This window comes from Bacillus alkalisoli (assembly GCF_002797415.1).
In the GTDB taxonomy this organism is placed as follows: domain Bacteria; phylum Bacillota; class Bacilli; order Bacillales; family Bacillaceae_I; genus Bacillus_CD; species Bacillus_CD alkalisoli.
The window spans coordinates 2640171-2664767 of sequence record NZ_KZ454944.1 but is presented as its reverse complement, the minus strand read 5'-3'; the positions used below and the strand labels follow the sequence as shown (position 1 = coordinate 2664767).

Sequence of the window (24597 nt, the reverse complement as noted above, 5' to 3'; positions counted from 1 at the left end):
TCCCGGCCTTATTTACATTTACCTTATTAAAATCGCAACAATTGCAACAATCGGGAGTGCTGCCATTAAAGCTAAACCAATAAAGAATAAATTGTTAAGTGCACTCTGTACTTTCGGTTCATGAGATAATAATTCATTCTTTTTACTAAACAATAAAATAAAATTAACAAAAAGGCTTAATAAAACAACACCTAACGGTAAAATGGCATTAGCAGTTGAATTTTGAAGGTGCATAAAGCCAACAATAATTAGTAAAATAGGTATTGCTTCAATAGCAAATACTTGAATAAACAAACGTGTCTGAAATTCTTGTAACTTGCTTGGCTCAGCTACAAATTTATCCATAGATGAGCGAACCGCTATCGTAATTCCAAGACTTGCAATAAGTGCAGCTAAAACAAAATAAAAAATAGCATCCAAAACTTTTTCCTCCAATATGTTCGTATGAAATAATTGTACATTACTTACTCCAAGTTTAAAATGTTAATGGAAGTAAAAATAATAAAAATAGATTAAATGTGTAGTGCGATAGGATAACAACTCCGATATTATTATTCCATATGTACAAGCTTCCCCAAAACATCCCACCAATAAGAGCAGCAGCAATTAACATAGGATTTGCTGTCCAAATATGTGCAAACCCATAAATAACACTAGCAAAGAACACTCTACTCCAATCAGATTTCACATACATAGAAAGTTTATTCTGGACATATCCTCTCCAAAATAATTCTTCTCCCGGAATAATGATAGTAATAAGTAAAACATATTGCCAAAGCTGTGTTGGTCCGACTAATTTGTATAAATCGATAACGTAAGGAATAAAGAGTGGAAACCATTTTTTTATCATTAGGTAAGAAACAAAGAACACAATGTATAGGATTAAACCAGATAGAAATCCTATAAATATTTCTCTTATTGTAAATGGAGGACTGCTTTTTATTACATGCCAATTTTTTATTGCAATAAAAGATAGTACTGCCATCGTCAATGGAAAAAACATCCAAAAATAATGAGTTAAAAAGAAGCTAATACTAATTAAGCAATGAGCTAAAAGCAAAATGATTAGGAACTTGCTTTTGTTCAAATTAATTTCCCCCTAATTTTTCCTAATGTATATGATATAACATTTTAAGTCATCAAGAAAGGGTGTAGTACATGACACAATCTAAGAGCCAACAAGAACGCCAATGGAAAGTACGAAAACAATCTCAAAATGCTCATGGCAAAGTAAAGAGCTTTGACGAGTTAACACAAGAAGAAAAGAAAAAATAAAACAAATAGGAGGATTACTGTTCTACGCAGTATTCCTCTTTATTTTGTATATACTTCCAATTTTCATCACATACTAGGATAAGAAATTATAGAGATAGGTGTGGCCTATGGACCCAAGTTCAAAAGAACGCTTTGTTGCGATGATCAGCCCTTATACAACTAGCTTATTACATTATCGTAAGCCATCTGTTGTTGCTTGGTGGTCTGCTGCATTTCCAGGTTTTGGACATTTTATGTTATCCAAATACGTTACTGCATTAATTTTAATTGCTTGGGAAGTTGTCATAAATACATTAGCTCATTTGAACCATGCCATTTTTTTAAGTATGACAGGCCGTTTTAATGAAGCGATCGAAGTGTTGGACCCAAATTGGATTTTTATATATATTAGTATGTACATATTTTCAATATGGGATAGTTACCGACTTACAATAGAGATGAATAAACACTACACAATTGCATATAGAGACGACTACCCATCTCTTATAACGAATAGTTCCTCGATTGAAGTGAATTTAATTGATAAGAAAAACCCTGTATTAGCTGCATTTTGGTCTGCTGTCATACCTGGTTTAGGAAGTTTATATATGACTAGACTACTTTCAACTGTTTTATTAATGACATGGTGGTTATTCATTACATATCAAGCAAATGTTTATGAAGCGATACTATTAACATTTCTCGGAAGGTTTTCAGATGCAACAGAAATATTAGTGCCACATTGGTTGTTATTTATTCCGTCCATTTACTGCTTTTCTATCTATGACTCGTATGTTAACTCTGTACAGATTAACAGTTATATCGATAAATTTATTAGTAGAAAATTAAAAAAAGATTATCAAGATCCTTCTTTCAAAATGCCGCTATAGAAAGAGTGAGTTTTTTGTATATTTTTGCCACCTTTAAATATTCAATGGAGATTGAGATGACGTTACGTGATTTAGATGACCTTGGCTTATCAAAGGAACAAATTCTAGCAGTGCCACTTGACCAAGTGAATACAAACGCACAACTAATTGACTCACTCCACCGTTCAGACGGGAGAAGTTTAGTAGACCTAGCGGCTATTTTCGGTATAATATTTATGTTATTAGGTGTTATTTACGGTTACATTTTCTATTTAGGACCTGTCATATGGGGGGGAATAGGTCTTATATCTGGACTTTTACTAGGATTTATTATTGACTATTTACTTAGTAAAAAAAAGGATAAGAATAATAAGAAAAACAAAGACGACGCCGATTTTATTCTTATGATTAATTGCCCAGCTGACAAACAAGAGAAAGTAGAGGCTGTATTATGGAATAACATGGTCTTGGGTGTCGGAATCATAAAGTAATATTATAAATGCTATTATAAACATAAAAACAAAGTAATCTAACAAACTCCTCTCGAGAGTGAGTGAAAGGATTGCTTTTTTTATTTGTAAAAGATTATCATTTCCTATGACCTTGTCCGAAAATGGTATACCATATTGTATATAATAGTAACAAGCGGTCGAAACAACGGAGAAAAAGAAGGAAAGACTATGCATTTGTAGAATTATGGAAATGTATAAGAAGATAAAAATGCTATGAGGAGGGATTTCAATGGAGTTTACGTTTATCCATGCTGCAGACATCCATTTAGATAGTCCGTTAAGAGGGTTGGAAAAATATGAAGGAGCACCAATTGAAAAAATCCGAAATGCAACAAGGGAAGCATTCAAAAACTTAATCGACCTTACAATCGAGAAGAAAGTCGCTTTTCTCATTCTTGCGGGTGACTTATACGACGGTGATTGGAAAGATTATAATACAGGGTTGTTCTTTATAAACCAAATGGCCCGCTTGAGTAAAGAAAACATTAACGTTTACATTATCCGTGGTAACCATGATGCGGCCAACCTAATAACAAAAGAATTAAAACTACCTGATAATGTATTGGAGTTCTCAGTCGAAGAACCGAGTACATTTATTATAGAAAATTTACAAGTAGCACTACATGGACAAGGATTCGCATCAAGGGCTGTAACAGAAAATATCGTAAAATCATATCCAACGAAAAAAGAAGGATATGTAAATATCGGCCTATTACATACTAGCTTAACTGGCCGTGAAGGGCATGAAAATTACGCACCATGCTCGCTAGATGACTTAAAAGAAAAGGGTTACGACTATTGGGCATTAGGACATATCCATCTTAGAGAAGTGTTACATGAAAAAAATCCAGTTGTTCTTTTCCCAGGTAATATTCAAGGTCGACATGTGAAAGAAACTGGCAATAAAGGTTGTACGATAGTTTCCGTAAAGCAAGGTGAAATTGAAAAATACGAACATCATTCTCTTGATGTATTAAGATGGGGAGTTTGTGAAGTAAACGTATCAGAGTGTGAATCCGTACAAGAAGTAATTGAAACAGCACGTATACATTTAGAAAAACTTTATGAACTAGCAGAAGGGAAATTTTTAGCAGTTCGCTTTAAAATAATTGGTGTTACAAATGTGCACCAACAACTTGTAGTTGAAAAAGAACATGTGTTGAATAATTTGCGTTCAATGGCACTTGAAGTAGGATACGGAGACGTATGGATAGAAAAACTCAAGTTCGAAACAGCACGAAAGATAGATATAGAAGAATGGAAAGAAAAGAGCACTCCCATTGCGAGCATATTAGAATATATGGAGCAGCTTAGTAATAATGACGAAACCTTTTCATTATTAATAGATGAATTTAAAGATTTGCAATCAGCATTGCCACATGAACTAAAAAGCGGAGAAGAAGGTTTTGATTTTACAGATTCAGCGATTCTTGCTAATAGAATGAAAGAAGTAGAAGACTTAGTATTACATTATTTAACTACGAAAGTTGGGGAGGAAACGTCGTGAGAATAAATAATTTGCATTTGAAAGCGTTCGGACACTTTACTGATTTTCCTTTGAAGTTTGCTAATAACAAAAACTTCCATTTATTATACGGACCTAATGAAGCGGGTAAAAGTACGATTCTTCGCTCGGTAACCAATTATTTGTACGGTTTTCCTCAAACAACACAAGATGCTTTTTTACACAAGTATAGCCAGTTACGAATTGAAGGAGAGTTGGAGAATCATACTGGGGAAAAGCTGAAATTTGGCCGTAGAAAAGGAAGAAGCAAAACAGCTTTAGACGAAAATAACAATCCAATAGATGAAAAGAAAATCCTTACCTTTCTAAACGGTCTTTCAGAAAGCCAATTTACTAATATGTTTGCACTAGATCATGTTCGTTTACGTACAGGTGGAGAGAGTTTAATTCAAAGTGAAGGAAATGTTGGTCAAAGTTTGTTTTCCGCTGCTTCAGGTATAAATGTACTCCGAGATGTATTAGGTGAATTAGATTCAAGGGCAAGTAATCTATATCAAAAAAATCGTAAAAACTCAAAATTAAATGTGGAATTAAAAGCGGAAAAAGAAATCTCCAAAACGATTGCAGATAATCAAATGAAAATCCAAGATTGGAAAGATATTGAAAGAAATTATAATGACGGAAAAAACGCAATAAATGAAATGAAGGAAAATATTAGTAATTTAAGATTGCAACAATTAAAATTGGAACGGTTAAAACAAACGTTACCGAAAATTGCTGTAAGAAATGAATTAATAGAAAAGTGTAATGAGTTCGCTAATGTTCCAGACTTGCCAGAGCAAGCAGAAGATCTTCGAAAAGAAACAGAACACAAAATTAACAGTGAAATAACGAAAAAGAAAGAAGCGGAAGAAGAGATTAATGAGATAAATAATCAATTAGAAAGAATAGTTATTCCTAATGGCATAATGGAACAAGCTTCTCTCATTGAAGATTTATATCGAAACATAGCTAGTTATCAACAACATGTTGAACAGGTACCTCAATTACAAGCAAAGTACGAACAACTCGAATATACAATTTCTACAATATTGAAAGAACTCGGCGGAGAGATTGATCAACTAGATGAAGTAGAAAAATATCGTATTACGGCGGAGAAAAAGAATACAATAAATGAGCTTTCAGAACTAAAACGTACGCTTGAACTAGACCTTAAAAATGTAAACAATGAAATTAATGTAATAACTAGAGAATTAGATAGATTAAACATAGAGCTTAAAAAATATACTGAAATTATGGATGCAGACAGATTAGAATCAGTAATTGATAAAGTTAAATCCGAAGGGAAAGTAGAAAGTGTATTAAGGGAAAAACAAAACGAGCTGGAACAAATAGAAAAACAATTGACTTCTGTACTCCATAGTATTCCACTATTCAATGGTACAAGTGAAGAGTTGTTAAGTATTAAAGTGCCGACCTTAAAAGAAACGATTAAGAAGTTTGATAAAGAATATCATCTTATCACCCATGCTATCCAAAGAATAAAGGAAAATATAGATGGTGAGAAGAATATGATTCAGGAAAATGAGAGAAAAATTCGAGAATTAGAATCATTGGCTGACATACCAACTATTACAGATTTGGAAAACACACGTAAACATCGTGAGAAAGGTTGGTTAGTTATTCGAAAAAAGCTAACAACTGGTGACTATGATGATAATGAAGTTTCTACTTTTGCCGCTAGTTTGCCGATGGAGATGGCTTTTGAGAAAAGTATAAGTGAGTCTGATGCAATTTCAGATAAAATGAGAATGGAGGCAGAAAAAGTAGGAACGAAAAACAAGTTGCTTGCTGATATGGAATCGAGTAAACGAGCGATTGCAAGTTTTGAAATAGAACTAAAAGCAACAACGGAAAAGTTAGATAAGTGGGATGTGGAATGGAAAAGCCATTGGAAGCTGGCGAACATAAATCCACTATCACCAGAGGAAATGTTGGAATGGCTTGATAAATATGAATCATTTTTAGATCTTAATGAACAAAAAAATAAGGTATTATCACAAATACAAATTCAAACTAATAGTGTCGATCATCTTAAAACATTACTAATAGATACATTACGTACATTTGAACAAGTTACACTAGGTTCTACCCTAGAAGATTTATTGCAACAAGCAGAAGTTTTACGGAAAAATCTTTTAGATAAAAATAACAAGTATACAAACTTTACAGAAGCAAAACAAAGATTAGAAGAAAAACTACGAGATTTAATTATTGAGCAAAAAGAATTGGATAAATCATTAAATGAATGGCAAGAGAATTGGCAGGAAGTGTTACAGGCGTTTACTATTTCTAATTTAACATCTCCAAATGTAGTCAAAGCTTTATTAGAGAAATATGAACTATGTGTAAATAGTTATGATGAATGGAAGGCAACAAAAAAGCAGTGGAGTATGGTGAAAGATCGTATTACTGCCTTTGAAGAAAGCGTAAGAAGTATGGAGCAACATGTTGTAACAAATTTCGTTCCGAATGCATATGACCTTGCTGTTACAGAGCTATATCAAGTTCTAAAGCAAGCAAACAAAGATCAAGGAACAACAATCACATTACAAACTCAATTAGTACAAGCAAAAGAAAAAGTAAAAAAGGCTGAAAAGGAAATGGAGGAAGCTACTACTTCTCTATATCAATTGCTAAAGCAAGCGTGCTGTGAATCGTTAGAGGAATTACAAAAAGTGGAGTCAGACTATAAGCAAAAGTGTGGTTTAACAACTAAAATCACAGCGCTTGAGGAACAGATTATTGAACTTGGTAACGGTCGTACGCTTGAAGAGTTATTAATAGAAGCAGAAGAAGCGGACAAAGATACACTAGATGTTGAATTAGAGCAATTAAAGGATCAAATGGATCAGCTTGATTCCGAACGTTCGACTATGGAACAAGGTTATGGTGTAGTAAAAAATGATTATCTAGAAAAGATTAAAGGGACAAGTGACATATCAGTCAAAGCTACCGAAGAAAAACAAAGTAAATTGGCATCGATTGTGAATTATACGGACGAGTATATTACGTATAAATTAGCCTCTTTAATACTGCAAAAAGGGATTGAACATTATCGAGAAAACAATCAAAGTCCTATAATGAATCGGGCTAGTGAAATTTTTCACCAGTTAACGTTAGGAAAGTATGATAAATTAACAATCGAATATGATGAAAAAGACGAAGCGAAAATTATGGGAGTTCGTAATAAAGATGAACTTGTAGATGTATCAGGAATGAGTGATGGCACAACAGATCAGTTATTTTTATCGTTAAGAATAGCGGCGATCGAAAAGTACGCAAAAGAAAACGAGCCAATACCATTCATCGTCGATGATATTTTAGTTCATTTTGATGATGAGCGCTCAAAAGAAACGTTAAAGGTATTACTAGAACTGTCAAAGAAAACACAAATCATTTTCTTTACACACCACTATCGAATTGTAGAGTTGATGAAGCAAATCACATCAGATGTGACTTATGATTTGATTGAATTAAATACGGTGAGTGTGTAGGAGAACATCAGAAAAAGAGGTCGGGACAAAACTATATTGAACGAAGAAGAATCCGAACATTATCCCAATATATAGGGATAAGTCGGATTTTTCTCGCCTCTATAGCAGATGATTGGAGTGTAAGCCGAAGACTCCTGCGGGAAAGCGTGTTAAGTGAGACCCCACAGGCGCTTGCGCCGAGGAGTAGGTTTTTTCACGGCAGTGAAAATAACCTTCCTCTTTACCGCCCGCGGAAAGCGAAGGTTTGCACTCCAATCATCTGCGGTATGATAACCAGACACTAATTATTCGACTTTTAAGAAAAAAATTAGTTCTGTCCCAGCCTCTTTGTTTGAGGTATGTTTTCTAACCTTTTTTGTATAAGGTGTGTTTGCCTAGTATGAATGATAGGTGTTCTATTTTTTCTACTAATTTTTTTGTTCGATGTTTACGTAATCCTCGTGTTTTTTCTTTGTTTTTCTGGATGTTAAGAAAGAGAAAATTTGATATATTAACAGAAGTGAATGATAGAATGTAAAAAAGTTTGATAGAGAGTAATTTTTGTTTCGAAAGCTATTTTTCTGATTGGTTTATAAATAAGGGAGGAACAACATGTATATTGAGCGTGAGTACCCGAGTTTTTCTTGGTCTAATAGTAGACATAAGACACTATTAGATTGCAAGAGAAAATATTACTATCACTATTATGAATCTCATAATGGATGGTCATATGATGCACTAGAAGAGAATAAATCTTCTTACAGATTAAAGAATTTAACTAACCTCCCAATTATTTTAGGAGAAGAACTGCATAATGCAATCGACTACCAAATCAAAAGATTTATAGCAGGTAAAAGTTTGATTTCAAAAGAAGAGATGATTGAAAAGGTATCACGAGGTTTAAATAAGGCTTATATTGACTCTACTAAACATAAACAATATTGGTTTAACAGACCCAAACGTTATAAAATGTTGCATGAAATCTACTATGAACAAGGGATTAGTTCTGAAGAGATTGCGGTAACGAAAGAAAAGCTATATAAATGTGTGCAACATTTTTTCGAAAGTGAGACGTATCAAGGTATTTTAAACAACTTAGAATTGCAAGTGTTGGAATCAGAAGAATTTAAAATTTTTGAAGTAAATGGTGTAGATGTATATGTAGTGCTAGACTTCGTATACAAAGATGTGCATCAAGGTAAGTGGGTAGTAATTGATTGGAAAACTGGTAAAGAATCAGAAGAGGACAAAAAGCAGTTAGCATTTTATGCTCTATATTTATCGCAAGAGCATAACATAACAATTGAGGATATTGTTATTCGTAATGAGTATTTGCAGACAGGGATTAGTAGGGAGTACAAATTAACCCAACAAGACATCAATCATGCGGAACAAACGATGAATAATAGTATCTATTATATGTTGCAGCTCTTAGAAGACAAAGGGACAAATAAACCGTTAAGTATGGATTATTTTGAAATGAACCTATCACGTAGATGTGAGATGTGTAACTTCAAAGAAAAATGTCATAGCAAGGAATTAGGGGCTACAAATGAAATTATATAGCGCTTTAATAGGGTTAAGTTTAATATGGGGCCTATCGTTTGTATTTGTAGAAACGATAATAGGAACGGCTGGTGTATGGGGGACTGTATTTTTACGATGCGTCGCGGGAGCATCTATTTTGTTTCCACTTTTATTAATAAAGATTAAAAATAAAGAAATAAGAAAAAATCTACCGTGGAAAGCATTATTAATTGCTGGTGTTTTTAACGCTGGCTTACCTTGGGCATTAATAGCTCTAAGTCAGACACAAATAACGAGTAATACGGCAGCTGTATTAAATGCGTTAACCCCAATACTAACCGGTTTAATTGGATTTATTGCCTTTTCCATTTTTCTTAATAAACAACAATGGGGCGGGATCATCCTAGGGTTTCTTGGAATATTAATCTTGATGAATTTCAATATTAGTGAGCTGTTTTCGAATAGTTTCATAGGGATAGGCACGATGATTTTAGCGACAACTTGTTATGGTTTTGCAACACATTTCACAAAACGATATTTAAGTAGGGTGAACGAAGTCATTCTATCCTTTATTACACTTGTAGTTGGGGCTGCTATAGCAGGAATCGGTGTTATTTTTACAGAACCTATGGCATTAGTAAATGTGATGCAATCTAATGACTGGAAACTATTTGTATCTATTATCGGTTTAGGATGTGTTGGATCAGGTATTGCATACTTGTTGTACTATTATCTAATAAACACTGGCGGTGCAGCTTTTGCAAGTACAGTCACCTATATTATCCCGTTAACTGCCTTGTTCTGGGGAAATATACTACTTGGTGAGCCAGTTACAAAAAATTTACTATTTGGCTTAATCACTATATTCTTAGGGGTCTATTTTGCGAACAGAAAATCAAGAGTTACTAATAGACTAAAAGCAGCTGCGTAAATTTTATTAACGTAATATCGCCTCTTCTTACAAATTTGAAAAGAGGCGATTATATACTATTGACCTATAAATAAACCTTATGCTATATTTACATAGTTAATTCAATCAAAGGCATGATTACGTTTCGTTTAGTGACGTACTCAATCAAATATTAATTCTGTTCAAAGTAACAGGAGAGGTTCTAGCTAAACCCTCTATAAAAAACTAAGGACATGAAACTATATCCTATGGTATAGATTTTTTTGTTTATACGTTTTTTACATGACCCGCTAGCCCTCTAACTACAGAAGGCTAGCGCTTTTTTTGATAGAAAAAAAGAAAACTTCCTAATGGGGGATTATATAATGAAGAAGTTAGAAAAAGCGATGGTTGTTTTTAGCGGCGGTCAAGACAGCACAACTTGTCTGTTATGGGCTCAAAAACAATTCGACGAAGTAGAAGCTGTGACATTCAACTACGGACAACGTCATAAATTAGAAATAGACTGTGCAATACAAATAGCCAAAGACTTAAACGTAAAACACCATATACTAGATATGTCCTTACTTGGCCAATTAACACCGAATGCGCTAACAAGATCAGATATTGAAATTGAAGAAAAAGAAGGCGAATTACCAAGTACATTTGTAGATGGAAGAAACCTTTTATTTCTTTCATTCGCAGCAGTTGCAGCAAAACAAATTGGAGCAAGACATATCGTGACAGGGGTTTGTGAAACAGACTTTAGTGGTTATCCAGATTGTCGAGATGTTTTTGTAAAGTCATTAAACGTAACGTTAAATCTTTCAATGGATTACCAATTTGTCATTCATACACCATTAATGTGGTTAAACAAAGCCCAAACATGGGAGTTAGCGGACGAGTTGGAAGCATTAGATTACGTTCGGAATAAAACATTAACATGCTATAACGGAATCATTGCGGACGGATGTGGAGAATGTCCGGCATGTAAGTTAAGAAGCAATGGACTAAATGAATATTTATCACAAAAAGAAGGTGAACAACAGTGATTCAACAAATATATCCGCAAATTGCACATACCTATCAATATGAATTAAATAAAGACATGCATATAGCAGCAGCACATTTTGTTCCAACTGAAAGTGCAGGAAAATGTCAGCAAATGCATGGTCATACGTACTTTGTTAATGTGACGGTTGCTGGTGATGATTTAGACGAAGCTGGTTTTTTAGTAAACTTCCAAGTGTTAAAATCGCTGATTCATAAGCGATTCGATCACACTGTTATGAATGATCATACTTCTCTTTTTAATGATTCGGACCCAATTTGTTTTCCAACAACAGAAGTGGTAGCTCGAGTGATGTGGGAGCTTGTAGAAAATCATCTACAAACATTGCCAAACAAACCGACATGCCTTCAACTTTTTGTTAGAGAAACACCTACTAGCTATGTAGTATACCGACCGAAGAGGGATAGGGATGGAAAATAAAACGATTCCCGTATTAGAAGTTTTTGGACCGACCATTCAAGGAGAAGGAATGGTAATCGGTCAAAAAACAATGTTTGTTCGAACTGCTGGTTGCGACTATCGTTGTAGTTGGTGCGACTCCGCTTTTACATGGGACGGATCTGCAAAAGAACAAATTCAGCATCTAACAGCAGAACAAATTATTAGAAGGCTCATAGAAATCGGAGAAGATAAATTTCAACATGTAACGATATCAGGTGGAAATCCTGCTCTTTTAAAAAATATTCATTTTTTAGTAGAAGAACTTCACAAGAAAAACATACGAGTTGCAATAGAAACACAAGGTAGTAAATGGCAAGAGTGGTTAAAGGATATTGATGATTTAACTATTTCTCCAAAACCACCAAGCTCAAAGATGGAAACAGATTTTGAGATGCTTGCAACAATTATTCAGAACGTTGCACTTAGTAACGTATCATTAAAAGTTGTAGTTTTTGACAAAGAGGATTTGCAATATGCTAAAAAAATACATAGCATGTTTCCAAACGTACCATTTTATTTGCAAGTAGGGAATGCGGATGTACAAACAGCATCTATTCAAGATCTAAGACAAGAACTATTAAATAAATACGAATGGTTAATTTACGAAGTAATGCAAGACAAAGAACTAAACAACGCAAGAGTCCTACCTCAACTACACACACTATTATGGGGAAATGCCCGCGGAGTATAGAAGGAGTGTTTCAAATGACAGGAAGAAAAGACGAAGAATTACAAGGCGTTACATTACTAGGAAATCAAGGTACAGGCTATTTATTTCATTATTCACCAAGCGTACTAGAATCATTCGATAATAAACATCCAAACCGAGACTACTTTGTAAAATTCAACTGCCCTGAATTTACAAGCTTATGCCCAAAAACAAACCAGCCAGATTTCGCTACTATTTACATTAGCTACATTCCAAATGAAAAAATGGTAGAAAGTAAATCTTTAAAACTGTACTTATTCAGCTTCCGTAACCATGGAGATTTCCACGAAGATTGCATGAACATCATCATGAATGATCTAATTGAACTAATGGACCCACGCTACATTGAAGTATGGGGTAAATTCACACCACGTGGTGGAATTTCCATTGACCCTTATACGAACTATGGAAAACCTGGCACGAAATATGAAGAAATGGCACAATACCGTTTAATGAACCACGACCTATATCCTGAAAAAGTAGACAACCGTTAATAGAGATGATGAGAAAAGCATTAGTTATCGGTGCTACTGGTTTAATTGGTAAAAGTGTCACCCAACAACTGTTACAACATAAACAATATGAATCTGCAACGGTGTTAGTTAGAAGACCTCTAAGTACATCAAGTGAAAAGCTATTTCAAATTAAAGTTGACTTTGACCGACTTACAGATTATGGTGCGAACTTTGAGGTGGACGACCTATATATCTGTTTAGGAACGACTATTAAAAAGGCAGGATCGAAAGAGCAGTTTGAAAAAGTTGATTTTCACTATGTTGTAAATGCAGTCAAGCTCGCAACATCTAAAGGTGTAAAGCGTATTGCGATAGTTTCAGCACTAGGTGCAAACAGCCGTTCTAACGTTTTTTACAATATGGTAAAAGGAGAAATGGAGGAAGCCGTTCAACAAGAGAACGTGGAATCCCTCTATATCATTAGACCTTCCTTGCTACTTGGAGAACGAGATGAATTCCGTTTTGGCGAAAAAGCAGCTGAAAAAATAAGCTTTTTATTAACTCCTTTCTTAAAAGGGAAATTATCAAAATATCGCCCTGTACATGGAGAAGATGTTGCTCTTACCATGATAGAAAATATTATAAAAGGAGAAAAAGGGGTTCACATAATCGAATCACACCTTATCTCTAGAAGCAAAAGGTAGCGTGTATAGCGTTACCTTTTTATCATGTGTGTTTATCAAATATTCATAAAGGGAATGAAATGAAAAAGCTGGAGGTGATGTTATCATGATCAGTTTAGCCGAACATCGAAGGATGAGAAAATCTGGACATGTAACTATTCCTAGTATTTTTCGAAAAGAACTGAACATAAAAGATGGTGACGTTTTAATGATAAAAGAAAGCCCGAAAGGTATTGTCATGAAACGAGCAGTCGATGAACATCCCTACAATGAATCTATTGTTTCCAATAATGGTAAAGTTAACATACCAGTAGAAATAAGGAGAAATTTAAAAATAGGAGAATCAACGGACTTTAAAATTAAAATTAGCAAAGAGAAAAAAGAAGTAATTTTTACGAAGTATTAATAGGGAGGAAACTATATAAATGAATATGTTAAAAAGTAAACAAAAAAGCATGGAAGAGTAAAAAATACTTTTCCATGCTTATGTTTGTCATATCTAATACTAATCTAACTACTTAAAGAGACAATTTTATAATTTTTATGATTAACTACAGTACGTTGTTCTAACTCTAAGTCACGGTAATTATCCATATAAGTTAAATCAACTATAACCGAGTTCTCGTTCACTTTTTCTACGATTCCTTTTAAGCCCTCTTTAAACTCAATTACATTTCCTACTTCTGCAATTTTCATTAATCTAACTCTCCCCTATCTTATCTAATAGCAATTCTATATATTTATATTTATTAAGTGAAGAATTGTTTAAATATTTTGTTAAAATAGTATAATTTTTATTTTGCCTTATTTTTGGTAAAAGGTAAATAGTTTAGGAGGATTTTTTATAAAAGTTTTGTATTATCGATTATTGGAACTTTTAATATGCTTACAAAATAGGATGAATTCATGTATTATATACAATAGTAGGATGGTGATTGACATGAATGAAAACTTAATTATGGAAATACTAGATAAATTAAAAAACGGTGAATTAAATGAATACACAGTCACAAACGATGTGTTTATGGAATTTAGAAAAGTATTAGTTGCTAGAGAAGATTTCAAACATTTTAGAGGAATAGCAAAGCATAACGGTGTTGTTATTTATAAATATACAGAATCTGCGAGAAGTTAGTTTTTAGATAAATACCTAAGGATTAGTTCCTAGGTATTTTTATTTTGTATCTGAATATGTATAATAAGAAATAGATTAATTGTTGAGTAACTTATCAATAACACTATCTGTGTTTTGGAGGGGTGGACATGGAATACAAAAAAGAGGAAAACCAATTAGTAAGCCAAGATATGTTTATTTGGAAAAATGAAGAGAAACGCACTGTACAAGGTTTTCTTTTATTTCCAGAAAACATTCCTGATATTAAATTTGTAAAAGACTTACTAATGTTAGTGTATAAGAATAAAGAAGTAATTAAACTGACCGTTTGGTATGAAGGTGAAATCGTTCAACTTGTCGGTAGGATATATAGTTTCAGATATTCAGCAAGTAAAATCACATTTAAAGATAAGTCAAAGCATACATATCATATATCGATTTTAGATATTGTAGAAGTAGTGCGAAAAGTAGGAAACAACTAAATATTATTATGTAGACCGCTAAATTTTTGGCGGTTTTTTTGTCCTTCTTTCTGCTTCCCTATAGAAAATCTTGTATATTCACAACATATATTGGAAAACTAATAAAAGTAATTTTGTTGAGTTCGTTTTATAAGGTACGACTACTAACCGAAAAACGAATTATTACTTTTACCGGTTTGGAACTTCTATTCAATAGAAAATATCTTGCATCATATCACTTACAGAAAATCGTTTTTCAATAAACGAAACATAAATATGAAATAAAAAGGATGTAAGGGGTGAGGGAATGAAAAAGCTTCTTCGAAAGATTTTTGGACAAGATAAAAGTGAACAACAAGAAAAGATTACTGTTCCAGAATTATTGCAACAAATGAAGAAGTCAATGGATTTCCTAAGCTTTGAAAATAAAACAGCAGATGGAAGTAAGAAGTTTTGGGTGAACTACTACTATACTCTTTGTGACACTAACTATATTCACCGAGATATTTTACATTGCATTTCCACCAGACCATGGGAAACACTTAAAGATTTAGAAAATATCTTACCTATTGAAGCATTAGAAATTACTTCAGATGCAAAAACCGTTAAAGATAAAATGCTTTCTGGATTTTTATTTATCCAATTACACGAACAAGATTATAGTGGAATTTTAGTTCGGTCTGAATTTGTTCACTCACGTAATGTATCCTTACCTGAGGTTGAATTTAGTGTTGTAGGGCCAAAAGAGTCTTTTGTGGAGAATATAGATGCGAATATTAATATGATTCGAAGAAGATTAGGTTCTCCAATGTTAACAATTGAACAAATCGAACTTGGAACTATTTCAAGCACTAAGGTAGCAGTTATGTATTTAGATGATATTGTAAATGAAGATAATAAAAATACCGTTTTACAACGACTAAAAGAAGTAGATTTCGATCATATAAATGATAGTTCCTATGTAGCACAATTAATATCAGACAATGAAACATCTCCTTTTCCATTATTATTAGATACGGAAAGGCCTGATAGGGTAGCTGCAGGATTAACCGAAGGGAAAGTTATCATTATGGTAGATGGCTCTCCACATGCTTTAAGTGGTCCAACGACGTTAATTGAATTTTTCTCTTCTTTTGAAGATTACTATTTAAATTTTTATTTAGCTTCGTTTTTCCGTTTAGTACGTTTATTTTCGGTAGCATTCTCTATTTTAGTTACACCGCTTTATGTGGCAGTACTTACATATCATTATGAACTCATTCCAAAAGACTTATTGAGTACGTTAGTTGCGTCACGAAGAGAAGTGCCGTTACCACCTATATTAGAAGCTGTTTTTCTCGAGTTAACAATTGAATTATTAAGAGAGGCTGGAGCCAGACTACCGACAAAAGTAGGTCAGACAATCGGTATCGTAGGTGGGATTGTTATTGGAACAGCTTCTGTTGAAGCGGGTTTAACGAGCAACGTTTTGTTAATTATTGTGGCACTTGCTGCACTTGCCTCCTTTACAACACCTGTTTATAAAATGGGTAACACGATTCGTATTTTGCGCTTTCCTTTTTTATTTTTTGCAGAATTATGGGGATTGCTCGGAATTGTATTTTGTTTTTGTATTTTAGCTACTCACCTATTAAGGTTAACCTCACTTGGAAGACCTTATATGGAGCCTATTTACCCACCTCGATTAACAGATATGAAGGACGCCCTATTACGATTACCTTTTTCGTTTCAAAGTAAAAGGCCAGAACAGTTAAGACCGACAAATCCTTACCGCTTTGCCAAGAAAAAAAGTAAACGAAAGAAAGATATCGATGAATAGATAAAATTCTTTTCTATCCAGTTGATTTAGTTTCACATAGTGGAGGAGTGCTTTCCATTGCAAAAAATACCTGAACGGTTTCAAATATCGCCATTTTTAGTCTTTTTTTTACTACACGCTGCCCAGTTCGGGGTAGGTGTATTAGGATATCAGCGTATTATCGCAATGTCTGCTGGCCATGATGCGTGGATGGGGATCATCATAATAGGCATATATATACATATTATTGTTTGGTTAATCTATAGTTTGTTAGAAAAATCAGGAGGGGGGGACCTCGTTCAAGCACACCAATTTGCCTTTGGTAAGTGGTTTGGAAATGCACTCTCCCTCTTATTCGCTCTCTACTTTGTCGCGACAACTATTACTGTGCTAAGAACATACATCGAAGTTGTTCAGATTTGGCTATTCCCAGATATTAAGACTTGGTTATTCGTTTTATTATTTTTGTTTTTAGTCTATTATATCGTTTCCGGTGGTTTCCGAATTGTAACAGGTATTGCGTTTTTTGGAACTATCCTACCTTCTTATTTATTAATAACCTTCGTATTACCAGGTGAGTTCATGGAATTTAGAAATTTGCTTCCAATATACGATACTACTGTAAAAGATCTATTGTTATCAGCTAAAGATATGTCTTTGACTGTTATTGGTTTTGAAGCATTACTTGTATATTATCCATATCTTAAAGATCCAGGTAAGTCAAAAAGATGGGCACACCTATCAATTTTAACTACAAATGCAATTTATTTATTTATTGCTATCATTACGTTTGCTTATTTTAGTGAGAAAATGTTAGAAAAACAAATATGGGCAACATTAACCATTTGGAAAATTATCGAATTACCATTTGTTGAGCGTGTAGAGTATATCGGAATAGCCAACTGGTGCTTAATTATTTTACCGAATGTATGTATCTTCATTTGGGCTGGTAGTAGAGTAGCAAAACGAGTTGCTAATGTGAAACACCGCCTGACCTTAATAGTTTTGGTGCTATTAATATTTGGTATTAGTTTATTGTTTGAAGATAGAAAAAATATTCATATTTTAAATGATTATGTAGGTAAAGTAGGTTTTTATTTAGTATTTGCTTACATACCTTTTCTCTTTTTAGTAGTTAGTTTTGTCAAGTGGAGAAAGGAGAAGAAAAAGAATGTATCTTCATAAAATAATCGTTTGGATATGCATTTTGCTACTTTTAACAGGCTGTTTAGAAAAAAGAATATTGGATGATATAAATATTCAAACATTACAAGCTTTTGATGTGGGCGAGAAGGATGGAGATCTATTAGTAACAGCGGTAGTCCCAATTTATCAGGCGGATAAAACTATATCGAATGAAGCTTTTTCAGCTTATGCACAGTTAAATAAAGATGCTGTCCGTGAATTGCAAAAAAAATCTTCTGATCCAATCGTTACAGGTAGTCTAGAATTTGTCCTGTATTCAGAAGAAATTGCGAGGCAAGGTATAAAAGATTTGTTTGATGCACTACAACGTGATGCAAGCATTGGTACAGGATTGTATTTGGCAGTAAATGAAGGAAGAGCTCTTGATATGGTTAAGTTGGATTTTGGAAATAGAGGTACAGGCGCGTATTTTTACAACTTAGTCGAACATAATGTAGAGCAAAGAGATCTTCCTATAACGAATCTACATGTTTTTTTGAATGATTATTATAAAGATGGTAAGGATCCGACTCTGCCTTTATTAATGCATGAAGGAAACAAAATATTAATAAAAGGAGTAGCTATCTTTGATGGAGATAAAATGGTTTCCATGATACCGAGTGAGAAACTATTTTACTTAAAAATCTTAGTCGATGAATACGTAAATGGGATATATAGTACGTTGTTGCCAGGTGGTGAATATGTATCCATTTACAGCGTTAATTCAAATCGTACGTTTAGAGTTACCTGGGAAGGTGATACCCCCACTATTAATATTCATTTGGCTGTTGATGGAGTTCTAAAAGAGTATGGTGGTGAAGATATAGCTGATGATGAAAGAGCAAAAGAAATACAAGAGAACATTTCCGATAAATTGATAAGTGAATCAATGAATTTAATTAAGCAATTTCAAGAAATTGGTGTTGATCCACTTGGCTTAGGATATGAAGTTAAGACAAGAAAAAGAGGCTTTGATATAAAAAAATGGGAAGATCAAACTTATCCAAACGTAGAAGTAAATGTAACATCAAATGTAAGAATTATTGGAACAGGAATCGTTGAGTAATTTCTTAATATATATAATGTATTAATGTATTAGGGAGTTGGAGAAACGTGAAAAAAAATATTCTGTTATTTTGTGATCCTGGTATTGATGATTCACTTGCGATAATGTACGCACTGCTGAATCCAAAGTTAAATGTTGTAGGGTTAGTTACCGGTTATGGTAATATCGATCAAGAACAAGCAACTCAAAATGCAGCATATTTGTTGTCGTTAGCAGGTAGAGAAGATGTTGTATTGATTGGTGGAGCTAAAGGCCCTTTATCGGGCGAGTTTGTTCCATACTACCCAGAAATACATGGAGAGGAAGGGCTTGGTCCAATACAACCCCCTGATACAATTGTTGGAGAGTTGTTAAATTATGATTCGGTTTTCAAACTCATAGAACAGTATGAGGGTGACTTGATAATTGTAGATGTTGGGCGAGTAACTTCGCTTGCTGTCGGATTTATTTTAGGTGGCAATGAAGTAATGAATAGCGTAGAACAATTTTATCTAATGGGTGGAGCATTTTTTGTTCCTGGAAACGTAACACCTGCAGCTGAAGCGAATTTCTATGGAGATCCGATTGCCGCGGATTTAGTTTTAGAAAAAGCAACAGATATTGTCTTAGTTCCACTAAATGTATCAACTAAGGCAATAATAACTCCAGAAGTAATTAATACAATTGCAGAAACAGAAAATAATCCATTTCAACCATTAATGAAAGCTATCTTTGATTATTATAATAAAGCTTATAAAAAACTTGTCCCTTCCATACCTGGTAGTCCATTACATGACGTTTTAACTCTGTACGCTGTAGCTAATCCAGATAAGTTCGGATATACTAAACGTAGAGTAAGAGTAGAAACTGCTGACGGGCCATTAAAAGGTGCAACGATTGCGGATTTTAGACCAAAACCAGAAGAAGAGTTAGAAGAGAAAGAAGAATACATTGCATTAGAGTTTGATTATGAAGACTTTGTTCAAGATTTTATTAATGTTATGACTCGAAAGCTTCCAGGAGATTAGGTGAAAAATAATATAGTTAAATCAATTTCATAATTATGGTTCGTTTAGTGAAAAACGAATGTTAAGTTTATTATAATTAAATAACGTTCGAGATAAAACGTTAATTATATTAAAGAATAGGTTAAATATTCGTTTTTCGTTTAGTAATTGTACTTATGAAACTCACTCAATTAATAGAGTATAGATAGTATTCAATAAACAAGTTTTGAATGGAACAGGTGATAAGAGAAAGCTCTTAGTCACCTAGTTCCTTTTTTCTGTTAAAATAAAATTAGATTTGAATAAAGAAGCAGGTGTGGAATTATGAGTGAAGGAAATGTAATAAAAGAAAAGAACTTGTTAGTTACGAAATCGACTCTCATACAGGAATTTAGGAATTTAGGTGTTAAAGAAGGAATGACCTTAATTGTTCATTCTTCGCTAAGTTTAATTGGTTGGGTATGTGGTGGCGCACCGACTGTAATTATGGCATTGCAAGAAGTTTTAACAGAAGAAGGAACTTTAGTTATGCCGACTCACACTGGTAATAATAGTGATCCAGCTGATTGGGGGAATCCTCCAGTACCAAAAGAATGGTGGCAACCAATTAGAGATGAAATGCCAGGTTTTATGCCTGAAGTGACACCAACATTTTTCATGGGGGCAATTCCTGAAAGCTTTAGAAAATTTCCGAATGTATTAAGAAGCCATCATCCAACTGTTTCTTTCGCAGCATGGGGGAAATATGCAAACTACATAACAGAAAAGCACCCTTTAACAAAAGAGCTAGGGTACGAATCGCCGCTCGGAAAAATATATAGATTAGACGGGCATGTACTCCTTTTAGGTGTTGGATATGATAGCAATACATCTATGCATCTAGCTGAAGAAGGAATCGAAAACTATCCTACAAAACAATCAGGAAGTGCTATAATAAAAGACGGAAAAAGAAAATGGGTCACGTATACTAGTCTTGCTTATCAAGAAGAATTGTTCGAAGCTATTGGGGAAGAATTTGAGGCGAGTTGCCATGAAGACATTATAAATGGGAACATCGGAAAAGCACCAAGTAAACTTATGAGACAAATCCCATTAGTAGACTTCACCCAGCAATACTTATTAAACAATAAAGGAGATTTATAAATATGTCATTTCAACATTGTGTAGACTGCAAAGAGCCAGTAACATTTAAAACAAAATTTAAATCCGTATTTTTCGGGTACAAGCCAATAACATGCCCAAAATGCGGAACCGTCCATGAAGTGGATGAAAGATATCGTTTTCTATTCTCCTTATATACGGTAGTTATTCCTATCATGCTTGTATACTTCGTTAGTGCTGCGTGGATGATTGAATCAAGATTCCAACAAGTTTTATTAGTATTAATGTTTGGTATAGTCGGTGTGTTATTTGCAGCAAAAAAAATAAAATTTCATAAAGCAAAATTCCAACCAAAAGAACTAGAAGAATTAGAAAAGAAAAATAAAAAGTAAATACAAAAACCGTGAAGTGATTGCACTCCACGGTTTTTGTGTTTTTATGTATTGATTTACACTTGATTTAATGCCCATATTAAAAAGCCTGCAATAATAATTAACGAGAGGGCATGAAGAAATAATGTACCTAAAAAATCTTTTGCTTTTTCAAACATACTTAAACTTGACTCATATTTTACTCGGTGTAATCTTCTTCCTCTTGAATCCATTTTCTTCACTCCTAAAACGAACAAAAGGTTTATATGTTTATTATACAAAATATTCTAAAAAATAACAGGTCGAATTTTGCAAAATAGGCGTATATTTCATATATCGGATAATTTTACTTATTCTTTAATAAAATTTCAAAGAAAAAACTAGTCAATAGTTTATTGACTTTTTATTTTGTCTAGGTGTACTATTTAACTAGAACACTAAAACACTAATGTTAGAAATAGAGGTGTAAGTCACTATGTCATCTTTTCTTGGTTTAATGAAAAAAGAATGGATCTTACAAAGAAACTGGTTATTATACGGTTTACTTAGCATCATTGGAGTATTCATAGCAAGTTCATCAATAGCATTCTTCATGGGAAACGAAAATATCGCTATGGCACCAGTAGTTATCGTTTTATCATTTCTGATATTTTACAGCCCTCTTTTTTTACTAATTAGTTTGAACATGGAGGGGAAAAGCAATTTATGGCTTCATACGCCACAATCAAGCTTTAAACTATTAAGTAGCAAATTGGTTACGGCTTTTTATATGCATATTGCTTTAACACTTGTTGTTGGAACTATTTTATTTCTAATCAATAACTCATTACAGGATTCAGTAGGCAACGTTGCATCAAGTAATTTATTGTTAATGGATATTGCTATATTTGTGTTGGTTGTTATTTTCATATCGTTTTATATCGGATTATATGTCGTTCTGTATTGGACATTAAATGCTAGCCTAAAAAGCATAAAGAAAATACAAAAATTTAGAGTACCGTTAATGCTCGTAATCATTATCGGAGTGAATACGTTGCTAAGTGCGTTTAAAAATGTACCACTTTATCAAAAAATAATGAATTTTGGAGTGATTAAACATACTCCTGATGGTATGGGGAATTTGCAGTTTGATGGAGGGGATACTCAAGTTTATTTAGGAGGAGATTTCATTTCTTTAGGAGGTATCTTTTTGATACTTCTCTTTATAACCTCTGTGTTATTGGTATCATCTTGGCTACTAGAAAAGGTGGTGGAAGCGTGACAAAATATGAAGCGGATAAACCAATATACTTACAAATCATTGATAAATTAGCAAAACAAATTGTACGTGGAGAAATAAAACCAGGCGATAAATTACCTTCTGTACGCGAAATGGCCATTAAATCAGGAGTAAATCCAAATACGATTCAGCGCACGTATAGTGAGATGGAAAGGATGGATATGGTGGAAACAAAGAGGGGGCAAGGAACATTTGTAGTAGAAAGAGAATCGGTTGTAGAACAATTGAAAAGTAGTATGAAAGAAAAAGTAGTAGAAACATTTATTAAGAATATGCGTGAAATTGGAATAGATGACGAGCAAGTAGTAAAGAGTGTACAAAAATATTTGCAAGAAGGGGGACGATTTGATGATTAGTTTAGAGCATGTCACGAAGCAATACGGAAAAGGTTATGCAGTAAAAGATGGCAACATTAGATTCGAAACGGGAAAAATAACCGGTTTACTAGGACCTAATGGAAGCGGTAAGTCTACTACTTTAAAGATGATCGCTGGCTTAGTAAGACCGGATAAAGGAATGATTACCGTTAATGGAGAAAAAGCAACACGAAAGATTGCATCAGACGTTGCTTATTTGTCAGAGCTCGATTTTTACTATGATACATTTACCGTAAAAGACATGATTGAATTTTATGAATCACAGTTTCCGGACTTTCGGCTAGAAAAGGCAATTGAATTGTTACAGTTTATGAAGTTAGAGCCTGAGAAGAAACTTAAACACCTTTCGAAAGGAAACCGCGGCAGGTTAAAGTTAGTTTTAGCTTTAGCGCGCGAAGCAAAATACATTTTGTTAGATGAGCCTTTTTCGGGTTTAGATCCGATGGTGCGAAATTCTATTGTAGAGAGCTTATTAGCTTATATAGATTTTGGAAAACAAACGGTCGTCATTGCAACACATGAAATTGATGAAATTGAATCACTATTAGATGACGTTGTCTTGATAAAAGATGGAGTTTACTTTGATAAACAAAATGTTGAACAGCTTCGTGAAGAGCAAGGTATTTCTGTGAAAGAGTGGATGATTCGTAAATTAGCAGACTAAGGGGGAAGAAATGTGCTAATAGGTCTTTTGCAAAAAGAATGGAAAATGTCTAAACCGAAGTTATATCAAGCCCTTATGATAGTGATCGGGCTCTGGATAATTAGTATAGGAATAGCGAAATATTTTAATGAAGTAGAGATAACGTTTGCTGTTCTATCTTTAATAATTGGTGCTCATTTTGTCATAATGTCTGTACATTTAATCAACAATTTAGTTACAGAGTCCAAATCTCATTTGTGGTTGCATAATCCGAGTTCCATGTACCTTTTACTTGGAAGTAAATTTATCTTGGGGTTATTCTTTACTTTAATAACAATCGTATGTACTTCGGTTCTTTTTTTAATAAACTTCCAAATATTTGGTGATGATCTTCAAAGTAGTGTGTTGGATTTTATGAAATTTATTGGGGGCATCGTATTAAATTCCGTTTATTTTAGTGTTTGGGCTGTTTTTGTATGGGCGTGTATTCAATGTTTAACACGAAGAGGGCTAGAATCTTTACGAAATAATATTGGTTTTGCGTTTTTAATTGTTGGCTTACTTTTTTCACATATTTATATAAGTACAACGGCATTTTTTCAAGACTACTTAGCTTCTTTTATCCCTAGTCCATTTACAACGTTTCATGTTTTTTATAGTAATGATGAAGAGGGTATTCTTTTTCAAACTGGGACAATGAGTATGTCTTTAGGTATTATTTTATTTTTCGGGTTTGTATGTGTAGTAGTTTTTTATGCAACGTGTTGGATGTTAGAAAATAAACGAAATGGTTAGAGAGGATGG

29 protein-coding genes and 1 riboswitch are annotated in these 24597 nt (G+C 33.6%); of the genes, 25 read left to right on the top strand and 4 right to left on the bottom strand.

Annotation, left to right across the window (positions count from 1 at the left end; genetic code table 11):
- Positions 1-18: 18 nt before the first annotated feature.
- The gene (locus CDZ89_RS13260) at positions 19-420 is read right to left on the bottom strand and encodes a hypothetical protein (protein WP_096154921.1); all 402 of its coding nucleotides are present in this window, start codon (positions 418-420) and stop codon (positions 19-21) included.
- A 55-nt stretch (positions 421-475) separates the two neighbouring features.
- Positions 476-1087, bottom strand: a complete 612-nt coding sequence (locus CDZ89_RS13255) for a CPBP family intramembrane glutamic endopeptidase (protein ID WP_096154920.1) — start codon at positions 1085-1087, stop codon at positions 476-478.
- A gap of 71 nt (positions 1088-1158) precedes the next feature.
- On the opposite strand from CDZ89_RS13255, the gene CDZ89_RS20195 reads away from it, so the two are divergent.
- The 13 genes from CDZ89_RS20195 (at position 1159) to CDZ89_RS13195 (ending at position 13818) form a co-directional block, all read left to right on the top strand.
- On the top strand, positions 1159-1275 hold the full coding sequence (locus CDZ89_RS20195) for a DUF6254 family protein (RefSeq protein WP_227521506.1): 117 nt from the start codon (positions 1159-1161) through the stop codon (positions 1273-1275).
- 107 nt (positions 1276-1382) lie between these two features.
- Positions 1383-2144: a hypothetical protein gene (locus tag CDZ89_RS13250; protein WP_100333805.1), complete on the top strand. Its 762-nt coding sequence runs from the start codon at positions 1383-1385 to the stop codon at positions 2142-2144.
- Positions 2145-2200: 56 nt separating this feature from the next.
- The gene (locus CDZ89_RS13245) at positions 2201-2614 is read left to right on the top strand and encodes a hypothetical protein (protein WP_096154918.1); all 414 of its coding nucleotides are present in this window, start codon (positions 2201-2203) and stop codon (positions 2612-2614) included.
- Positions 2615-2864: 250 nt separating this feature from the next.
- Entirely contained in the window at positions 2865-4142 is a 1278-nt protein-coding gene (locus CDZ89_RS13240; RefSeq protein WP_096154917.1) for a metallophosphoesterase family protein, read from the top strand.
- A complete protein-coding gene (locus CDZ89_RS13235) occupies positions 4139-7657 on the top strand; it encodes a YhaN family protein (RefSeq protein WP_157842738.1) in 3519 nt (1172 codons plus the stop codon). Before CDZ89_RS13240 ends, CDZ89_RS13235 begins: the two co-directional genes overlap by 4 nt.
- Before the next feature lie 591 nt (positions 7658-8248).
- Positions 8249-9202 (top strand): PD-(D/E)XK nuclease family protein, encoded by a 954-nt coding sequence (locus CDZ89_RS13230; protein WP_096154915.1) that lies wholly within the window; start codon positions 8249-8251, stop codon positions 9200-9202.
- Complete coding sequence (locus tag CDZ89_RS13225) at positions 9189-10094, top strand: DMT family transporter (protein ID WP_100333802.1); 906 nt, start codon at positions 9189-9191, stop codon at positions 10092-10094. Before CDZ89_RS13230 ends, CDZ89_RS13225 begins: the two co-directional genes overlap by 14 nt.
- A gap of 169 nt (positions 10095-10263) precedes the next feature.
- Positions 10264-10308, top strand: a riboswitch (PreQ1 riboswitch).
- A gap of 130 nt (positions 10309-10438) precedes the next feature.
- The gene (queC, locus tag CDZ89_RS13220) at positions 10439-11104 is read left to right on the top strand and encodes a 7-cyano-7-deazaguanine synthase QueC (protein WP_100333801.1); all 666 of its coding nucleotides are present in this window, start codon (positions 10439-10441) and stop codon (positions 11102-11104) included.
- Positions 11101-11544, top strand: coding sequence for a 6-carboxytetrahydropterin synthase QueD (gene queD / locus CDZ89_RS13215; protein WP_100333800.1), 444 nt, complete (start codon positions 11101-11103; stop codon positions 11542-11544). Before queC ends, queD begins: the two co-directional genes overlap by 4 nt.
- Positions 11534-12256 (top strand): 7-carboxy-7-deazaguanine synthase QueE, encoded by a 723-nt coding sequence (queE, locus tag CDZ89_RS13210; protein ID WP_100333799.1) that lies wholly within the window; start codon positions 11534-11536, stop codon positions 12254-12256. Before queD ends, queE begins: the two co-directional genes overlap by 11 nt.
- A 14-nt stretch (positions 12257-12270) precedes the next feature.
- The gene (queF, locus tag CDZ89_RS13205; protein WP_096154910.1) at positions 12271-12768 is read left to right on the top strand and encodes a preQ(1) synthase; all 498 of its coding nucleotides are present in this window, start codon (positions 12271-12273) and stop codon (positions 12766-12768) included.
- A gap of 5 nt (positions 12769-12773) precedes the next feature.
- Positions 12774-13433 (top strand): oxidoreductase, encoded by a 660-nt coding sequence (locus CDZ89_RS13200; RefSeq protein WP_100333798.1) that lies wholly within the window; start codon positions 12774-12776, stop codon positions 13431-13433.
- Between the two features lie 85 nt (positions 13434-13518).
- The gene (locus CDZ89_RS13195; RefSeq protein ID WP_096154908.1) at positions 13519-13818 is read left to right on the top strand and encodes an AbrB/MazE/SpoVT family DNA-binding domain-containing protein; all 300 of its coding nucleotides are present in this window, start codon (positions 13519-13521) and stop codon (positions 13816-13818) included.
- Between the two features lie 104 nt (positions 13819-13922).
- Here the strand turns inward: CDZ89_RS13195 and CDZ89_RS13190 are convergent, their stop codons facing one another.
- The gene (locus CDZ89_RS13190; protein ID WP_096154907.1) at positions 13923-14108 is read right to left on the bottom strand and encodes a YkvS family protein; all 186 of its coding nucleotides are present in this window, start codon (positions 14106-14108) and stop codon (positions 13923-13925) included.
- 244 nt (positions 14109-14352) lie between these two features.
- Here CDZ89_RS13190 and CDZ89_RS13185 point away from each other — a divergent pair, with 244 nt between their 5' ends.
- The 8 genes from CDZ89_RS13185 (at position 14353) to CDZ89_RS13150 (ending at position 21515) form a co-directional block, all read left to right on the top strand.
- Complete coding sequence (locus CDZ89_RS13185; RefSeq protein WP_096154906.1) at positions 14353-14547, top strand: hypothetical protein; 195 nt, start codon at positions 14353-14355, stop codon at positions 14545-14547.
- A 128-nt stretch (positions 14548-14675) separates the two neighbouring features.
- Positions 14676-15008 (top strand): YolD-like family protein, encoded by a 333-nt coding sequence (locus CDZ89_RS13180; protein WP_096154905.1) that lies wholly within the window; start codon positions 14676-14678, stop codon positions 15006-15008.
- 286 nt (positions 15009-15294) lie between these two features.
- Entirely contained in the window at positions 15295-16806 is a 1512-nt protein-coding gene (locus CDZ89_RS13175) for a spore germination protein (RefSeq protein WP_100333797.1), read from the top strand.
- Between the two features lie 57 nt (positions 16807-16863).
- Positions 16864-17970 carry a GerAB/ArcD/ProY family transporter gene (locus CDZ89_RS13170; RefSeq protein ID WP_096154903.1) on the top strand — a complete coding sequence of 369 codons (1107 nt, stop codon included), beginning with the start codon at positions 16864-16866 and terminating at the stop codon, positions 17968-17970.
- A complete protein-coding gene (locus CDZ89_RS13165) occupies positions 17957-19036 on the top strand; it encodes a Ger(x)C family spore germination protein (RefSeq protein ID WP_096154902.1) in 1080 nt (359 codons plus the stop codon). The genes CDZ89_RS13170 and CDZ89_RS13165 overlap by 14 nt, the downstream gene beginning before the upstream one ends.
- A 47-nt stretch (positions 19037-19083) precedes the next feature.
- A complete protein-coding gene (locus tag CDZ89_RS13160) occupies positions 19084-20043 on the top strand; it encodes a nucleoside hydrolase (protein WP_096154901.1) in 960 nt (319 codons plus the stop codon).
- A 303-nt stretch (positions 20044-20346) separates the two neighbouring features.
- Positions 20347-21165: an AAC(3) family N-acetyltransferase gene (locus CDZ89_RS13155; RefSeq protein ID WP_096154900.1), complete on the top strand. Its 819-nt coding sequence runs from the start codon at positions 20347-20349 to the stop codon at positions 21163-21165.
- 2 nt (positions 21166-21167) lie between these two features.
- On the top strand, positions 21168-21515 hold the full coding sequence (locus CDZ89_RS13150) for a TIGR04104 family putative zinc finger protein (RefSeq protein ID WP_096154899.1): 348 nt from the start codon (positions 21168-21170) through the stop codon (positions 21513-21515).
- Between the two features lie 56 nt (positions 21516-21571).
- Here the strand turns inward: CDZ89_RS13150 and CDZ89_RS19705 are convergent, their stop codons facing one another.
- The gene (locus CDZ89_RS19705) at positions 21572-21727 is read right to left on the bottom strand and encodes a hypothetical protein (protein ID WP_157842737.1); all 156 of its coding nucleotides are present in this window, start codon (positions 21725-21727) and stop codon (positions 21572-21574) included.
- Positions 21728-21969: 242 nt separating this feature from the next.
- Here CDZ89_RS19705 and CDZ89_RS13145 point away from each other — a divergent pair, with 242 nt between their 5' ends.
- From CDZ89_RS13145 to CDZ89_RS13130, 4 genes are read left to right on the top strand one after another with little or no spacing between them, the layout of a single operon-like run.
- Entirely contained in the window at positions 21970-22755 is a 786-nt protein-coding gene (locus CDZ89_RS13145; RefSeq protein WP_100333796.1) for a hypothetical protein, read from the top strand.
- Positions 22752-23129, top strand: a complete 378-nt coding sequence (locus CDZ89_RS13140; protein WP_096154897.1) for a GntR family transcriptional regulator — start codon at positions 22752-22754, stop codon at positions 23127-23129. The genes CDZ89_RS13145 and CDZ89_RS13140 overlap by 4 nt, the downstream gene beginning before the upstream one ends.
- Entirely contained in the window at positions 23119-23814 is a 696-nt protein-coding gene (locus CDZ89_RS13135) for an ABC transporter ATP-binding protein (RefSeq protein ID WP_227521505.1), read from the top strand. The genes CDZ89_RS13140 and CDZ89_RS13135 overlap by 11 nt, the downstream gene beginning before the upstream one ends.
- Before the next feature lie 12 nt (positions 23815-23826).
- Positions 23827-24588, top strand: coding sequence for a hypothetical protein (locus CDZ89_RS13130; protein WP_096154895.1), 762 nt, complete (start codon positions 23827-23829; stop codon positions 24586-24588).
- Positions 24589-24597: the final 9 nt, after the last annotated feature.

Excerpts from the sequence above, each read along its gene's own strand:
- CDZ89_RS20195 (WP_227521506.1), top strand. The coding sequence starts at position 1,159 with ATGACACAATCTAAGAGCCAACAAGAACGCCAATGGAAAGTACGAAAA.
- CDZ89_RS13250 (WP_100333805.1), top strand. The coding sequence starts at position 1,383 with ATGGACCCAAGTTCAAAAGAACGCTTTGTTGCGATGATCAGCCCTTAT.
- CDZ89_RS13245 (WP_096154918.1), top strand. The coding sequence starts at position 2,201 with ATGACGTTACGTGATTTAGATGACCTTGGCTTATCAAAGGAACAAATT.
- CDZ89_RS13240 (WP_096154917.1), top strand. The coding sequence starts at position 2,865 with ATGGAGTTTACGTTTATCCATGCTGCAGACATCCATTTAGATAGTCCG.
- CDZ89_RS13230 (WP_096154915.1), top strand. The coding sequence starts at position 8,249 with ATGTATATTGAGCGTGAGTACCCGAGTTTTTCTTGGTCTAATAGTAGA.
- CDZ89_RS13225 (WP_100333802.1), top strand. The coding sequence starts at position 9,189 with ATGAAATTATATAGCGCTTTAATAGGGTTAAGTTTAATATGGGGCCTA.
- queC (WP_100333801.1), top strand. The coding sequence starts at position 10,439 with ATGAAGAAGTTAGAAAAAGCGATGGTTGTTTTTAGCGGCGGTCAAGAC.
- queE (WP_100333799.1), top strand. The coding sequence starts at position 11,534 with ATGGAAAATAAAACGATTCCCGTATTAGAAGTTTTTGGACCGACCATT.
- queF (WP_096154910.1), top strand. The coding sequence starts at position 12,271 with ATGACAGGAAGAAAAGACGAAGAATTACAAGGCGTTACATTACTAGGA.
- CDZ89_RS13200 (WP_100333798.1), top strand. The coding sequence starts at position 12,774 with ATGATGAGAAAAGCATTAGTTATCGGTGCTACTGGTTTAATTGGTAAA.
- CDZ89_RS13195 (WP_096154908.1), top strand. The coding sequence starts at position 13,519 with ATGATCAGTTTAGCCGAACATCGAAGGATGAGAAAATCTGGACATGTA.
- CDZ89_RS13190 (WP_096154907.1), bottom strand. The coding sequence starts at position 14,108 with ATGAAAATTGCAGAAGTAGGAAATGTAATTGAGTTTAAAGAGGGCTTA.
- CDZ89_RS13185 (WP_096154906.1), top strand. The coding sequence starts at position 14,353 with ATGAATGAAAACTTAATTATGGAAATACTAGATAAATTAAAAAACGGT.
- CDZ89_RS13180 (WP_096154905.1), top strand. The coding sequence starts at position 14,676 with ATGGAATACAAAAAAGAGGAAAACCAATTAGTAAGCCAAGATATGTTT.
- CDZ89_RS13175 (WP_100333797.1), top strand. The coding sequence starts at position 15,295 with ATGAAAAAGCTTCTTCGAAAGATTTTTGGACAAGATAAAAGTGAACAA.
- CDZ89_RS13165 (WP_096154902.1), top strand. The coding sequence starts at position 17,957 with ATGTATCTTCATAAAATAATCGTTTGGATATGCATTTTGCTACTTTTA.
- CDZ89_RS13155 (WP_096154900.1), top strand. The coding sequence starts at position 20,347 with ATGAGTGAAGGAAATGTAATAAAAGAAAAGAACTTGTTAGTTACGAAA.
- CDZ89_RS13150 (WP_096154899.1), top strand. The coding sequence starts at position 21,168 with ATGTCATTTCAACATTGTGTAGACTGCAAAGAGCCAGTAACATTTAAA.
- CDZ89_RS19705 (WP_157842737.1), bottom strand. The coding sequence starts at position 21,727 with ATGGATTCAAGAGGAAGAAGATTACACCGAGTAAAATATGAGTCAAGT.
- CDZ89_RS13145 (WP_100333796.1), top strand. The coding sequence starts at position 21,970 with ATGTCATCTTTTCTTGGTTTAATGAAAAAAGAATGGATCTTACAAAGA.